Origin of the sequence: Fodinicola feengrottensis, from assembly GCF_010993775.1 — a bacterium.
Classification (GTDB): domain Bacteria; phylum Actinomycetota; class Actinomycetes; order Mycobacteriales; family HKI-0501; genus Fodinicola; species Fodinicola feengrottensis.
Genome location: NZ_WOTO01000056.1, coordinates 25,685 through 38,812, shown reverse-complemented (window position 1 = coordinate 38,812; position 13,128 = coordinate 25,685). Strand labels below are relative to the sequence as shown.

The window sequence follows — 13,128 nt, the reverse complement described above, 5'->3', positions numbered from 1 at the left end:
TTGGCCGGTTGGGGCCTTAAGTAGTGGCAGCGGGCCCTTCGTACGTGAAAATAGCCCGGACCGTGCGGTGCGTTAGTGACTAATGCCCGCATCGCTTGCCCGGGAGGACACGGATGACGCTCGAACCCGCCGAATCGGCGATCGCCAGCCTGGTCAACCGCCGCGACGTGTTCCGGATGGCCGGACTCGGCGCGGCCGCCAGCGTGCTGCCCACCGCCGCCCTGGCCGCCGCCGCACCAACCGCCGCCGTCGCACAGGAGCGAGCCGCGGTCACGACCGGTGTGCAGCCACGCGCCGCCGCCGAGCTGCCGCTGGTCGGCGGAACACAGTTCCCGATCGGCATTTTCTGGGCCACCGCACCCGTACGAGACGACAGTGGCCCGCTACACCGAGATCGCGGATGCCGGTTTTACGTTCGTGGTCAGCGGAAACTATGCCGACGATGGCAACATCATCGGACAGATGCTGTCGGTGGCCGACCAGACCGGCTTGAAAGTTCTCGTCTCGGACGACACTCAGGTCCGGAACATGACCCGCTGGTTCACCATTTCGGACGACCGTAGTGTGCCGATGTCGATCACCACCGCGGACGCCCGCGAACTTTTCCAGCGGGCACTGGACGCGTACGGCCCGCACAAGTCGCTGGCTGGCTTCAACCTCTTCGACGAGCCGTGGGACGGCATTTTCGGCAGCCTGGGCAAGGCTTTCGACGTGGCCCGGACACTCGCACCGCAACTGCTCCCCTACGCGAACCTGTTGCCTGGCAACGGTCCTTCTTACGACACGTACGTCAACAACTACATAGCCGCGACCAAGCCGGCGCTGCTGTCCTTCGACCGCTATATCCGATCGTGGCCAGCGGCGAGGACACCGGATATTTCGACAACTGGGCCCGTTTCCGGCTCGCCGGGCTGGCCCACAACCTGCCGACCTGGACCTACATTCAGACATTGGCTTACAACGGCCACCGCTCCCCGACCGCGGCGGATTTGTTGTGGCAGGTCAACGTAAGTCTCGCCTACGGCGCGAAGGGCATCCAGTATTTCACCTACTGGACCCCGGATCCGGCCCGCGGCGAGGGCTTCGGCCCGGCGCTGATCACTCTCGACGGCCACCGCACCGAGCGTTATACGGCCGCGAAGAAGATCAACACGCAGTGGCTGCAGCCGGTCGGCCAGCAGCTCAAACCGCTGGTTTCGGAATCCGTACAACACGCCAACGAGTCGCCGCTGCCGACCAACGCCGCTGGTTTCGTGGCCGATGACTACGTAAGTGCGGTCAGCGGGAGCGCCGTTATTCTGGGCCGCTTCAGCGAAAGTGACAGCTCCCGCAAGCACCTGCTGGTCGCGAACCGCTCGGTCAGCGACGCCGCCGCGACCGTCGTACACACCGGCTCCGCCGTCACCGGCGTCCAACTGTTCGACCCACGCCACAACCGCTGGCTCACGTACGCCAACCCGCAGCAACTCGCCGTCGCCCTGCAGCCCGGCGAAGCCCAACTTTTCCGACTGCTGCACTAAGAGACACCCCTCGGCAACCCATGCCACTGGAGGGGCTCGCCGCGCCTTCACTGCGGCACAATGTCCCGCACTCGACATCGAGTGCGGGACATTGTCCCGCGCTCAAGGACCAAAGCCGCCCCGATCGGGGACACTGCCACGGCGCGGACAGCACTATCGTCGCTGGCATGACGGTGGCGATTCGGTTGGCGGGCGAGACTGACCTGCCGGTGCTCAGGAGGATCGAGGTGGCCGCCGGAAAGGCGTTCGCCGAGATCGGGATGGACGAGGTGGCCGGCGACGAGGGGCTGCCGGAGGAGCAGCTGCGGGCGTACCAGCAAGACGGCCGGGCATGGGTCGCGACGGACGCCGCCGATCACCCCGCCGCGTACGTCCTCGCCGACGTGGTGGACGGGAACGCCCACATCGAGCAGGTCTCGGTCGATCCGGACCACGCCCACCAGCGGATCGGTCAGGCCTTGATCGACCAGGTGGGCAGGTGGGCGCGCGAGCGTGGACATCCCGCGCTCACCCTCACCACCTTCGTCGAGGTCGCGTGGAACCTGCCCTACTACGAGCGTCTCGGCTTTCGTCGCCTGACCACCGCCGAGGTCACGCCTGGCCTGCGTACGATCCGCGACCACGAGGCGTCGCTCGGGCTGGACCGCTGGCCGCGCTGTTGCATGCTCCGCGCCCTCTGACCGGCGTCAAGAGCGAACATCGACAGACTTGGCCAGCTATATGACGGCTCGATTGTGCTCAGAGGACGAGCCGGGAGAGTTACGGTGCTGGCACGCGTTCCGTCGGACGGAAAGAGACTATGGCTCGCACTCGTCGGTTGTTGGCTGCTGATTTGGCACAGATCGCGGTCTTCGCCGCTTTCATCGCGGTCCTGGGATTGATGCCCGGTATCTACCTTTTCGGGAGTACGGTCCCGATCACCCTGCAGACGTTGGGGGTGATGCTGGTCGGCTGCCTGCTGGGCGGGCGGCGGGCGGCGTTGACGTTGGCGCTGTTCATCATGCTGGTCCTGGTGGGCTTCCCGCTGCTGTCCGGTGGTCGTGGCGGGTTGGCGGTGTTCGCCGGGCCCAGTGGCGGCTTCATCATCGGGTGGCTGCTGGGCGCGTACGCGACCGGCTGGTTGGTGGAGCGCGCGCTTCCCAAAACTGAGCTTCGTCAAAGCGTTGATCGCCTGTGTGGTCGGCGGGGTGGTTGTCATCTACGCGGTGGGCATTCCGTACTGGGCGGTCGTGGTGGGCAGCCTCCCCACCGCCGCGATCCAGTCGCTGGTGTTCATTCCCGGCGACGTGGCCAAGGCGGTGATCGTGTCCCTGGTGGCGGTCGCCGTGCATCGGGCATATCCGACGTTGGTGCCGGTCTCGAAGACGCACGCGGCGAAGGTCGACGTAACCTCCATAAGTGACTGAGGGGTTGGTGCTGGCCGAGCTGCGGCGCTGGGCGACCGAGAGGCCGGACGCCAGTGCGCTCGACGACGGCCGGCGGACGGTGACCTGGTCGGAGCTCTGGGAGTGGGTCGCTGGTGGCGCCGCCGAGCTGCGCGGCCGGGGCGTACGAGCGGGTGACCGGCTGGCGCTGGACGGCGTCGATCCGGTCGGCACGGTGGCTTGGTTTCTGGCCGCCGACTGGTGTGGCGCGGCCGCGTTGGTCTGCGATCCGGCCTGGTCAGCCGCCGAAACCAAGCACATCCTGGCCGCCGCGCGTCCCACCCACCATGTCGAGACTTCCCGAACTCCACGTTTTGGTAGCGATCTTTCCCTTGCTGACGACGAAAACGTCGAGTTCTATCTGGGGACGACGTCGGGGAGTACGGGCGGGCCGAAGGTTTTTGGGCGAACACGGCGGTCGTGGCATGAGTCCTATCCGGTGTTCACCGACGTGACTGGGATGACCGTCGATGACACCGTGTTGTCAGGTGGGCGGTTGTCGACTTCCGGTGGGATTTTCGCGGTGACACATGCGATTTCGGTGGGGGCGCGGTGCCTGCTGCTGCCGGACTGGTCGCCGGCGAAGGCGGCCGCGCGGGCCGCCGAAGCGACCGTGGCGCACCTCATCCCGGCGATGCTGGCCGCGCTCGTACCGGTCTGGGAGGTGGAGCCGGCGGCACATTTGCGGATGATTCTCACGGTGGGCGCCAAACTCGACCGTGACCTGGAAATCCGGGCCGAGAAAGCATTGCCCGGTTGCCAGGTCGTCGAATACTACGGATCGTCCGAGCAGTCGGTGGTCAGCGTTCGTACGACCGAGCCGGCAGCCACCGTCGGCCGGCCACCATCCACTGTGGACATTGAAATCCGGGACGACGGCGGACAGCCGGTGGGTGCCGCTGAGGAAGGCGAGATCTGGGTCCGTTCCGCGCTGCTTTTCGCCGGATACCTGACAAACGGCGTGAGAGTCGACGCAGGCGAGTGGGTCAGCGTCGGCGATCGCGGTCTGCTGCGGGAGGACGGCTCACTGGTGGTGGTTGGCCGGGGTGCCGCCACAGTTGTCAGCGGTGGCACGAAAGTCTCCGCCGAGGAAGTGGAAGCCGTGCTCCGGGCGGCGCCGGGCGTCGCCGAGGCGGTGGTGGTCGCACTACCGCATCCGTGGCTGGGAGCGGTCGTCGTCGCGCCGTTTTTGCAGCCGGAGCCTGGTACGGTCCTGCACCGGCGCGCCCTGCGCGCCCACACCGCGGTCCGGCTGAGCGCCGGTAAACGCCCGCGCCGCTGGTTCACAGTGGACCGGATTCCGCTGACCACCAGCGGAAAAAAATCGCCCGTGCGGCGGTCCAGGACCGCTGGCCGGACGTACGGCCGCTGCGATGACCGCGGTGATCGTGGCGGCCCGCCGCCGCAGCCGATCGGGACGGTCGGCAAGTCGCTCCGGTCGGTGCCGGCCGACCAGCTCGCGGCCGCCGTGTTGACCGCCACCGCCGATGACGTACGCCTTGCCGCAGCTGACATTGACGATGTCATCCTCGGGAATCTCATGGGGCCGGGCGGAAACACCGCCCGGGTGGCCGCACTTCGCGCCGGCTTGGGGGAATCCGTGCCGGGCCTGACCATCGACCGGCAGTGCGCGAGCGGACTGGAGGCGATCAACCTGGCCGCCGCGCAGCTCGCCGCCGGCCGCGGCCACGCCTATCTCGCTGGCGGCGTGGAGAGCCGTCGTCGACCGCGCCCTGGCGGGCCGAGCGTCCGCGTACGCCCGGCGAACCGCCGCGTTTCTATCCCAGGGCACCGTTCGCGCCGGCGTCGTACGGAGACCCGGAAATGGGGCCGGCCGCCGACGCGTTGGCCGCCGCGGCCGGGATCAGCCGGCAACGCCAGGACGAGTACGCGGCGGCAAGCCACGCGCGGGCGGTCGCCGCCCAGCGGTCGGGCGCCTTCGACCGGGAAATCGTGCCGGTCGCTGGAGTCACCACGGACGATCGACCACGACCCGGCTTCGGGGTCGGCCGGTTGTCTCGGTTGCCGGCCGCGTTCGGTCCCGGCGGCACCGCGACGGCCGGGAATTCCTGCGGTGTCAACGACGGCGCCGCGGTGGTCGCGGTGGTGAGCGAGAAATGGCGAGCGCAGCGCTGGCTGCCGGGCCTGCGGATCGTGGACTGGGCGGTCGCCGGTGTCGACCCGCGACGGCCTGGTTTCGGCCCGGTGCCAGCGATCCAGACGCTGCTCAGGCGCAACGGCCTGACGTTGGACCAAGTGTCCACTGTGGAGTTCAACGAGGCTTTCGCCGGCCAGGTGCTGGCCTGCCTGGACGCCCTCGACCTGTCCTGGCAGCGGGTGTGTCCGGACGGCGGCGCGATCGCGCTCGGCCATCCCTGGGGAGCCTCCGGCGCGGTGCTGATGGTGCGGCTTTTCAGCCAGCTCATCAACAAGCCCGGCGCGTACGGGTTGGCCGCGATCGCGTCCGGCGGCGGCCTCGGGGTGGCCACCCTGGTCCGGAGTGTGTCCGCGTGATCGAATTCCAGGGACTCTCGCACCGGTACGGCGAACGAGTCGTCCTCACCGATGTTTCGTTGCGCCTGGAGGAAAACCGGGTCGGGTTCGTCGGCGCCACGGTTCCGGCAAGTCGACCCTCGCGCGTACGGTCAATGGCCTGGTCACGCCCACCGCCGGCGAGGTCTTGGTGAATGGGCTGGAGGTGGGCAAGCACGGCCGGCAGGTGCGTCGCCAGGTCGGCTTCGTCTTCGCCGACCCGGACAGCCAGATCGTGATGCCCACGGTCGCTGAGGATGTGGCTTTTTCGTTGCGCCGCGGTGGTCTTTCCAAAGCCGAGATCGCCCAGCGGGTCACCGCGGTGCTGGACCGCTACGGCCTTGGCGGCCACCGCGACCATCCGGCGCATCTGCTGTCCGGCGGCCAGAAACAGCTGCTGGCGCTGATGTCCGTGCTGGTGGTGGAACCGGCCGTGCTGGTCTGCGACGAGCCGACCACTTTGCTGGACCTGTCGAACAAACGCAGATTCGCCGCCTTGCTGGACGAACTGCCACAACAAATTCTGCTGGTCACCCATGATCTGGACGCATTGGACTCATTCGACCGGGTGATCGTGCTGGACCAGGGCCGGGTGGTCGCGGACGACTCCCCCGAGCCGGCGCTGAAGTTCTATCGGGCGCTGGTCGGATGAGCCTGCTCGGCCTCTACCACCCAACTCCGAGCCTCCTGCACCGCCTGCCGGCCGGGCTCAAACTGGCCGCCCTGCTGGTCGCCGCGATCGGTCTTTTCCTGATCCCGTACGAGATCTGGCTGATCGCGGCCGCTGTCGGCTGCCTCCTGCTCTACGCGGTGGGGCGCATTCCGGTTCGGCTTGTCTGGGCGCAGTTGAAGCCCATCGCCTTCGTCGTCTTGTTCGTTTCGGTGCCCAGTGGATTTTCGCCGGCCTGCACACCGCGATCCTGATCTGCGCCCGGCTGATCGCCCTGGTGGCGCTCGCCGGCCTGCTGACCCTCACTACCCGTACCACCGAGCTCGTGGCCACGGTGGAAAAACTGCTCCAGCCGCTGCGCCGGTTCGGCGCCGACCCGACCCGGCTCGGCCTGCTGGTGGCGCTCACCCTGCGGTCGGTGCCGGTGCTCGCGGAAATCGCGTCGGACATCCGGGAAGCCCAGCGGGCCCGTGGCATCGCCTGGTCGGTCCGCGGTTTCGTGCTGCCCTTCGTCATCCGTACGCTCCGGCGTACCGAATCCCTCGGCGAGGCTCTGGTGGCCCGCGGTGTCGACGACGATTAAACTCGCACAGAAAGCATAAATCCCCTTTTCCAGCCAATCTGGCGGGTTCAACAGGTGCCCTGAAAAGGTCCCATTAGGGCAGGACAAGTGGGCACCGGGAATGCCATCCTCCGCAGTTATGGGGATTCTTCGGCTTACACCTTGGACAACGCGGCCGAGCAAGCCGCGACTCGTTTCGACAACCTGGAGTCGTTGTACGACCCAGGAACCATTCGGCACCTCGACGCGCTCGGGCTCGCGCCGGGCGCGCGCTGCTGGGAACTGGGCGCCGGCAGCGGATCGGTGGCCCGGCTGCTCGCGGACCGGGTCGGGCCGGCCGGCCACGTGCTCGCCACCGACCTCAACCCGCGGCTGGTCGACACCGGTGACGCCGCGGTGGTGGAGGTCCGCCAGCACGACGTGACCTCGGATCCGTTGCCAGCGGGCGGTTTTGACCTTATCCATGCCCGCCTGGTGATCGTTCACCTGGCCGATCCGGTGGCCGCGCTCGCCCGGTTGACCAGCGCGTTGAACCCCGGCGGCCGGCTGCTCATCGAGGATTTCGACCTCAGCCGGACGCCGGTGGTACGAGTGGACGCCGACCACGAGAATGTCTCCGTGGTTTCGCAGGCATTCATCATCACTTTTCTGGCCAATCACGGCTCGGATCTTTCGCTCGGACCAAAACTGCCGGAGCTTTTCGCCAGCCTCGGGCTGGTGGACATCCGGGCCGAGGGCACCTGCGCGATCGGGATCGGCGAATCCGCGGTCGGCGGGGTGAACCGGGCCAATATCGAGCAGGTTCGGGACGGGCTGATCGCCAGCGGCCTGCTCACCGACGACCAGATCGAACGGTTCTACCAGGAATTGTCCGACCCGGATCTGGTCATCCAAATGCCACCGCTGATCAGCACCACCGGCACCAAGCTCTGACGTTCAGGAACGCGAACGGCAATCCGCCAAGAAAGTCGCCGTGCGGGCGATTTGCGGCGATCACCGGAAAAATAGTTCTTGACTCTTCCGTATGCGGTTTTTGGTTAAGAAACCCGGAAGTTCGCTGATTTCCGGAAAGGTGGTATGCGAGGCTCTTCGCACGTGTTAGCGTGCTCCCGGTTTGCGAGCAGGAGCGGCAAAAGAGTTCCACCCGGGGATGGGGAGCCGCATGACAAGGCACGCTCGCGTTCATACCGTCCCGCTGCCGGCGCGCGAACGCCGATCCTGTGAGCTCAGCAGCAGGCCGCCCACGCGCGAACTGCGCGGCTCGGTGATCTGCTATCGCGGCTACCGGCTGCGCGGTCTGCCAAGGCGCCGGCTGGAGCTGCCAGACGGTGTGGTGACGGTTCTCCTGCAGTTCTCCGGGACCGTACGCACAGGTTCACCTTCGGCTGAGCACGGCTCGCTGGTCGCGGGCCTGCGCCGCACCGCCGTACTGGCCGAACACGGCGCCCACCTGGAAGGCGTGGAAATCATTCTTTATCCGCTGGCCGCTTACACCATTTTCGGGCTCCCCATGCATGAACTGACCGACACCGTCGTACGACTGACAGACCTGCTCGGCCCGCGCGCGCAGCGGTGGCTCGACCGGTTGGTTTGCTGCCCCAGTTGGGAATCCCGGTTCGCACTGATTGACCGGTTGTTGGTCTGGCGGCTGCGGTCCGGGCCGCCGCACCGGCCCGAAGTCGGCTTCGCGTGGCGGGCACTGCACCGGAGCGCGGGTGCCGCGCGCGGTGGAGAACCTGGTCAGCGAGCTGGGCTGGAGCCGCCGGCGACTGGAACGCTGGTTCGACCAGCAGGTCGGGCTGCCGCCCAAGACGCTCGCACGGGTACTGCGGTTACAACGTGCGTTGCGGCTGGCCGAGTCCGACATCTCCTGGGCCGAGGTGGCGGCCACCGCCGGATATCACGACCAGCCGCATTTCGACCATGTTTTCAAGGCCATGGTGGGCTGCAGCCCAAGCCAGTTCCGGCTGGCCCGCCGGCGCGGCGGGCACCCTCGCGCATTAGACCGGATCCCGCACCAGGTCACCAGCGTGGAGATCTCCGGTATTGACGCGTTCTTACAAGCCGCGCCCGCGATCGGCCGGCAGGCTGCCGGGTGACCGTCCCGACCAGGAGGCAGAAATGCGCGCTCACACCAAAATCGGCGCCGTCGCGGTTGGCGTACTGACCGCTCTCACGATGACGGCCGGCCCGGCCGCGGCTGCCACCGGCCGGCCGCGCCCAAGATCCTCTCCCCGCAGTCTGTGCAGACCTTCCAGGACTACGCCACCGGATTCTGCCTGGACAGCAACGCATCCAAGTCCGCCTACACGAACCCGTGTGGCAGCACCAACACGTACCAGCACTGGACCGTGGTCGCTTTTGGCAGCCACCGCGAGCTGCAGGACGTGGCCACCGGATTCTGCCTGGACAGCAACTCATCCAAGTCGCTCTACACGAATCCCTGCGGTCACGGCACGAACAGCTACCAGCTGTGGGACGTCTTCACCTTCGGTGGCAACATCGAACTGCAGGACTACGCCACCGGGTTCTGTCTGGACAGCAATTCGTCCAAGTCCGCATACACCAACTCGTGCGGGCACGGCACCAACAGTTATCAACTCTGGCACTGAAAACCGTCAGGTTGCCGGCAATGCCAAAGAAGCTGGCATTGCCGGCGACCGGGCGCGGCTCAACCGCGCAGGCGGGTGACGACCGGGATCACCTCGTCGACGAAACCGTAGTCTTTGGCTTCCTGCGCGGTAAACCAGCGGTCCCGGTCGGCGTCCGCCTCAATCCGCTCGTAGGTCTGGCCGGTGTGGAAAGCGGTCCGCTCCTGCAGCACCCGCTTGGTGTAGATGAGCTGCTCCGCCTGGATCGCGATGTCGGTGGCGGTGCCACCCATGCCACCCAGCGCCTGGTGCATGACCACCCGCGCGTGCGGCAGCGCGAAGCGTTTTCCGGGCGCGCCGGCACAAAGCAGCAGCTGACCCATCGAAGCGGCGAATCCCAGCGCGTACGTGGAAACGTCCGGCTGAATGAACTGCATCGTGTCGTAGATCGCCATGCCAGCACTGACCGAGCCGCCGGGCGAGTTGATGTAGAGGCTGATCTCGGCTTCCGGGTCCTCGGCCGCGAGAAGCAGTAACTGTGCGCTGATCCGTGTTGGCGTTCTCGTCTTTCACCTCACCGGTGAGAAAAACGATCCGCTCACGCAACAGCTGCTCGAAAACCGCTCCGTCGAAACCGAAACCACCCTGTGCCACCCGTGCCATTTCCGTCATCGAAACCCTCCAGGAACTGAATCGCCACTGCCGTGACGATAAACCTGGGGCCGACGTTTTCCTTACCGGAAAAGGGTGATTACGCTGTCAGCGGTTCCGCCCAGAGCGCAAGGAATCAGGTGCTGAAAAGCTCCACCAGCTCATGGCCGAGCACGGTGCGCTGGACCAGCACCGTACGGCCGGACCGAGTGCGCTCGATCAGGCCGGCCTCGGCCAGCCAGTCGCAGTGCCGACTGACCGAGCTCATCGCCCAGTCGCCGACCTCGGCGAGATCACCGATGGTGATCGGCTGCTGCGCGGCCCGCAACAACCGGGCTCGCACGCCACCCATCAGCGCCGGCAGCCGGTCAAGGGTGGCCGTTGCGGCGCCTCGGGGTCCGGATCCGCACCGAACAGCTGGTGCAGCGCGGGCAGCGGGTAGCCGATCCAGACCGTCTCGTCGTCCTCCAGGTCGTGCGCGATCGACTGCGCTCCAGACACCATCGGGCACCAGTACGAGCCGTTTGGCGCGCACCTCATAGCGGTTGCCCTCAATGGCCGGCAGCCACAGGGCGTCATCGGTGAACCGGGCCCGCGGATGGAGGCTGGCCAACAAAAGATCGGTCCGGCCGCGTACGACCGCATGCCCGACCCGGTCGATCTCCTTGTCCAGCAACCGGCCGGCCGCCGTCCAGGTCTGCGCGACCACCGCCGCGGCCACCTCGGCGGCGCCGGCGAAATGCCGCAGCCAGCGGCGCGGCTCGCGGGCCACCGGCTGCCACTGCGCCGGCAGGTCGATGCCGTACATGCCGTCCAGATCAGACAAAAGAGTGTCCGGCGAGGTGGTCCGCAGCTGCTCCAGCGCGTCCGCCAGCGAGGTCTCCTGGTCAGCCGGCGGCGCCGGCGCGATCACGCAGTCCGGTTGGCGAGCCCGGCCGAGCTGGGTCATCGTGCGCACCGAGGACCGTTGCTCAGCCGACGCCGTCCGGGCGATCCGCTGCCGCCAGCCGTCCGGCACTCCCCGATCCCACCCGCCGAGCGCGTCGAACAGCAGCGTCGGGATGCTCGCGTACGGATTCAGCGAGACCTCGACCCGCAGCGTGTCCACCGGCTCGCAGAACCGGATCTCCTCCCACTGCGGCTGCGCCCACATGACGGTCCTCCTGGATCGGGTGTCTGCCTCCCCACCCCCCGCAGCTGGTCCCGATCGCATCATGACACATGTCATCCAGTCCACAGAGCGGAACGGATCCTTCGCAACAACATCGACACAAACGAAAAGACCCCTGATCGCGGGGATCAGGGGCCTTTCCGGACTGCCGGTCAGATCACGCCGTACGCAGCTCCGGCTCGACCGCGAGCTCCAGCGCTTCCTTCTCCACCGCCGCGGCGACCTTGTCGCTGCTCATCGCGAGGCTGACGGCCCAGTAGAAGATCACCAGGCTGAACGCCGCGACCACCAGCAGGTCGACCCAGTTCGGGATGATCTTGAGCGCGGTAATGATGTTCGTCTTCGGGTCGCCATAGTCCTGGCCGAGATAGCCAATGATCAGCGTTCCCAGCAGCCACGGACCCACCCACCAGGCGGCCCGCCAGTCCTGCAGCGAGCGCTCCACCTGCGGGGTGAGGGCCTGGGTGATCTCGAACAGCACCAGCCCAATGATCATCGCGACGGCGATCCGCCAGGTGGTGTCGAAGTTGCCCCAGTAGATGATCATGTTCGCGGCCACGAAACCAACCGGTGCCAGCACCTTGGGGAAAGGCACCTTGTACGGCCGATGCCGGTTCGGGTCGCGCTTGCGCAGCGCCGCCAACGAAATCGGTGCGTACGCGTACATGACCGCGGTGGCCGAGGTGACCACGCTGACCAGCGACTTCCAGCTCGGGAAAGGCAGGAAGGCGATCTCGCCGATGACGAAGGCCAGCAGGATCGACCACAGCGGAATGCCGCGGAAACTGATCTTGCCGAGCAGCTGGGGCAGCTGCCGGTCCCGGCCGAGCGCGTACGAGAGCCGGGCTGACGTGCCCACGTAGATCAGGCCCGTACCAGCCGGCGAGATGAACGCGTCGGCGAACAGGATGTAGGCCAGCCAACCGGCACCCACGCCCAGTGCCAGCGTCGCGTACGGACCGAAATCGCCGGCGCCGATTGGGTTCGTCCACCCGTGCACCAGGTTCCCCGGGTTCAGGCCGCCGATGAAGGCGACCTCCAGCCCGATGTAGATGATCGTCCCAATGATCACCGCGACGATCACCGCCCGGGAGATGTCGCGCTGCGGATCCCGCGCCTCACCGGCCAACTGGATGCATTGCTCGAAGCCCTGCAGGGCGAACACCACCCCCAACGGCAGCGCGGCGAAGACACCGTGCGCGCCGAACGGAGCGAACCCGCCGCCGGCAGTGAAGTTGCTCAGGTGGAAGGTCAGGAAGAACAGCACGCCGATGGTAAGCAGCGGCACCGCCGTCTTCCAGATGACCATCACCGTGTTGCTTTCGGAAAGGAACTTGACGCCGACACAGTTGATGACCGTGAAGACGATCATCAACAAGGTGCCCCAGAAGAAGCCGCTCGCGGTGAGCAGACCGCCCTGGTTCAGCAGGTGCAGGTGGTCCTTCACCCAGGCGATGCTGTTCAAGTAAGACAGGCTGGCCTCGACCTCGATCGGGGCGATCGCGACCGCCTGCAGCCACGCGGCCCAGCCGGCCGTGAAGCCGGTCACCGAGCCGAAGGCGAACAGCGGGAACCGGGCCGTACCGCCGGCGACCGGGTAGGCCGCCCCCAGCTCCGCGTGAATGAGCGCCAGCACGATCAGGATGACTGCCGCGAGGACCCAGGACAGGATCGACGCGGGACCGGCGACCTGAGCCGCCGTGAGAGCACCGAGCAGCCAGCCGGAGCCGATGATGGATCCCAGCGAGATGAACATCAGCCCCCAGAAGCCGACGTCTCTTCGCAGTTTTCCTTCGCCAGCGTGGGCTACCACTCCTGTGGGCGCTGCCATCTCGCCACCACCTCGCTCCGTGTCGCGCTGTGTCTGGCGGGCAATGCTTGCAGAAGTTCCGGAGTGACGGAGCGAAACGTCAGAACCGGCCACTCACAACTAGATTTCTTTTGGTTCGACCAGAAGTAGCCGGTTTATTCTTTGCATTTTCTTTACTCGAATCTCGTACGTGTAAC

Annotated in this window: 14 protein-coding genes and 4 pseudogenes; 13 read left to right on the top strand and 5 right to left on the bottom strand. The window is 66.8% G+C overall.

Annotated elements, in window-relative coordinates:
- Nucleotides 1–79: 79 nt before the first annotated feature.
- Nucleotides 80–343: a hypothetical protein gene (locus GNX96_RS37750; protein ID WP_163572548.1), complete on the bottom strand. Its 264-nt coding sequence runs from the start codon at nucleotides 341–343 to the stop codon at nucleotides 80–82.
- Nucleotides 344–375: 32 nt separating this feature from the next.
- On the opposite strand from GNX96_RS37750, the gene GNX96_RS37745 reads away from it, so the two are divergent.
- From GNX96_RS37745 to GNX96_RS37700, 11 genes and pseudogenes are all read left to right on the top strand, one after another.
- Nucleotides 376–1,011 carry a hypothetical protein gene (locus tag GNX96_RS37745; protein ID WP_163572547.1) on the top strand — a complete coding sequence of 212 codons (636 nt, stop codon included), beginning with the start codon at nucleotides 376–378 and terminating at the stop codon, nucleotides 1,009–1,011.
- Complete coding sequence (locus GNX96_RS37740; protein WP_163572546.1) at nucleotides 993–1,520, top strand: hypothetical protein; 528 nt, start codon at nucleotides 993–995, stop codon at nucleotides 1,518–1,520. Before GNX96_RS37745 ends, GNX96_RS37740 begins: the two co-directional genes overlap by 19 nt.
- Before the next feature lie 167 nt (nucleotides 1,521–1,687).
- Nucleotides 1,688–2,200 carry a GNAT family N-acetyltransferase gene (locus GNX96_RS37735; RefSeq protein ID WP_163572545.1) on the top strand — a complete coding sequence of 171 codons (513 nt, stop codon included), beginning with the start codon at nucleotides 1,688–1,690 and terminating at the stop codon, nucleotides 2,198–2,200.
- A gap of 119 nt (nucleotides 2,201–2,319) precedes the next feature.
- Nucleotides 2,320–2,601: pseudogene (locus GNX96_RS61720) on the top strand (biotin transporter BioY); the annotation flags it as partial.
- 82 nt (nucleotides 2,602–2,683) lie between these two features.
- Nucleotides 2,684–2,926: a biotin transporter BioY gene (locus GNX96_RS58245; RefSeq protein WP_279582510.1), complete on the top strand. Its 243-nt coding sequence runs from the start codon at nucleotides 2,684–2,686 to the stop codon at nucleotides 2,924–2,926.
- Nucleotides 2,919–4,601: pseudogene (locus GNX96_RS58240) on the top strand (AMP-binding protein); the annotation flags it as partial. The gene GNX96_RS58245 and the pseudogene GNX96_RS58240, both read left to right, overlap by 8 nt.
- The gene (locus GNX96_RS37715) at nucleotides 4,571–5,458 is read left to right on the top strand and encodes a thiolase family protein (protein ID WP_279582509.1); all 888 of its coding nucleotides are present in this window, start codon (nucleotides 4,571–4,573) and stop codon (nucleotides 5,456–5,458) included. The pseudogene GNX96_RS58240 and the gene GNX96_RS37715, both read left to right, overlap by 31 nt.
- A pseudogene (locus tag GNX96_RS37710) lies at nucleotides 5,455–6,128 on the top strand (energy-coupling factor ABC transporter ATP-binding protein). The gene GNX96_RS37715 and the pseudogene GNX96_RS37710 overlap by 4 nt, the downstream one beginning before the upstream one ends.
- Entirely contained in the window at nucleotides 6,125–6,400 is a 276-nt protein-coding gene (locus tag GNX96_RS58235) for a hypothetical protein (protein WP_279582508.1), read from the top strand. Before GNX96_RS37710 ends, GNX96_RS58235 begins: the two are co-directional and overlap by 4 nt.
- A 23-nt stretch (nucleotides 6,401–6,423) precedes the next feature.
- Nucleotides 6,424–6,729, top strand: coding sequence for an energy-coupling factor transporter transmembrane component T (locus tag GNX96_RS58230; protein WP_279582507.1), 306 nt, complete (start codon nucleotides 6,424–6,426; stop codon nucleotides 6,727–6,729).
- Nucleotides 6,730–6,816: 87 nt separating this feature from the next.
- Nucleotides 6,817–7,641: a class I SAM-dependent methyltransferase gene (locus GNX96_RS37700; RefSeq protein WP_163572544.1), complete on the top strand. Its 825-nt coding sequence runs from the start codon at nucleotides 6,817–6,819 to the stop codon at nucleotides 7,639–7,641.
- A gap of 442 nt (nucleotides 7,642–8,083) precedes the next feature.
- On the opposite strand, the gene GNX96_RS58225 is transcribed toward GNX96_RS37700, so the two are convergent.
- Entirely contained in the window at nucleotides 8,084–8,413 is a 330-nt protein-coding gene (locus tag GNX96_RS58225; protein ID WP_279582506.1) for a hypothetical protein, read from the bottom strand.
- A 10-nt stretch (nucleotides 8,414–8,423) separates the two neighbouring features.
- Between GNX96_RS58225 and GNX96_RS37695 the strand changes: the two genes are divergently transcribed.
- Together GNX96_RS37695 and GNX96_RS37690 are read left to right on the top strand one after the other, a co-directional pair.
- Complete coding sequence (locus GNX96_RS37695) at nucleotides 8,424–8,807, top strand: helix-turn-helix transcriptional regulator (protein WP_163572543.1); 384 nt, start codon at nucleotides 8,424–8,426, stop codon at nucleotides 8,805–8,807.
- 144 nt (nucleotides 8,808–8,951) lie between these two features.
- Nucleotides 8,952–9,320, top strand: coding sequence for an RICIN domain-containing protein (locus GNX96_RS37690; RefSeq protein ID WP_163572542.1), 369 nt, complete (start codon nucleotides 8,952–8,954; stop codon nucleotides 9,318–9,320).
- Between the two features lie 59 nt (nucleotides 9,321–9,379).
- Here the strand turns inward: GNX96_RS37690 and GNX96_RS37685 are convergent.
- The 3 genes and pseudogenes from GNX96_RS37685 to GNX96_RS37675 all read right to left on the bottom strand — a co-directional run bounded on the left by GNX96_RS37685 (nucleotide 9,380) and on the right by GNX96_RS37675 (nucleotide 12,952).
- A pseudogene (locus tag GNX96_RS37685) lies at nucleotides 9,380–9,971 on the bottom strand (ATP-dependent Clp protease proteolytic subunit).
- Between the two features lie 115 nt (nucleotides 9,972–10,086).
- On the bottom strand, nucleotides 10,087–11,103 hold the full coding sequence (locus GNX96_RS37680) for an ArsR/SmtB family transcription factor (RefSeq protein WP_163572541.1): 1,017 nt from the start codon (nucleotides 11,101–11,103) through the stop codon (nucleotides 10,087–10,089).
- A 175-nt stretch (nucleotides 11,104–11,278) separates the two neighbouring features.
- Nucleotides 11,279–12,952, bottom strand: coding sequence for an APC family permease (locus GNX96_RS37675; protein WP_163572540.1), 1,674 nt, complete (start codon nucleotides 12,950–12,952; stop codon nucleotides 11,279–11,281).
- Nucleotides 12,953–13,128 lie beyond the last annotated feature (176 nt).

Coding starts and splice junctions, on each gene's coding strand:
- GNX96_RS37750 (WP_163572548.1), bottom strand. CDS start 343: ATGCCGATCGGGAACTGTGTTCCGCCGACCAGCGGCAGCTCGGCGGCG.
- GNX96_RS37735 (WP_163572545.1), top strand. CDS start 1,688: ATGACGGTGGCGATTCGGTTGGCGGGCGAGACTGACCTGCCGGTGCTC.
- GNX96_RS58235 (WP_279582508.1), top strand. CDS start 6,125: ATGAGCCTGCTCGGCCTCTACCACCCAACTCCGAGCCTCCTGCACCGC.
- GNX96_RS37680 (WP_163572541.1), bottom strand. CDS start 11,103: ATGTGGGCGCAGCCGCAGTGGGAGGAGATCCGGTTCTGCGAGCCGGTG.
- GNX96_RS37675 (WP_163572540.1), bottom strand. CDS start 12,952: ATGGCAGCGCCCACAGGAGTGGTAGCCCACGCTGGCGAAGGAAAACTG.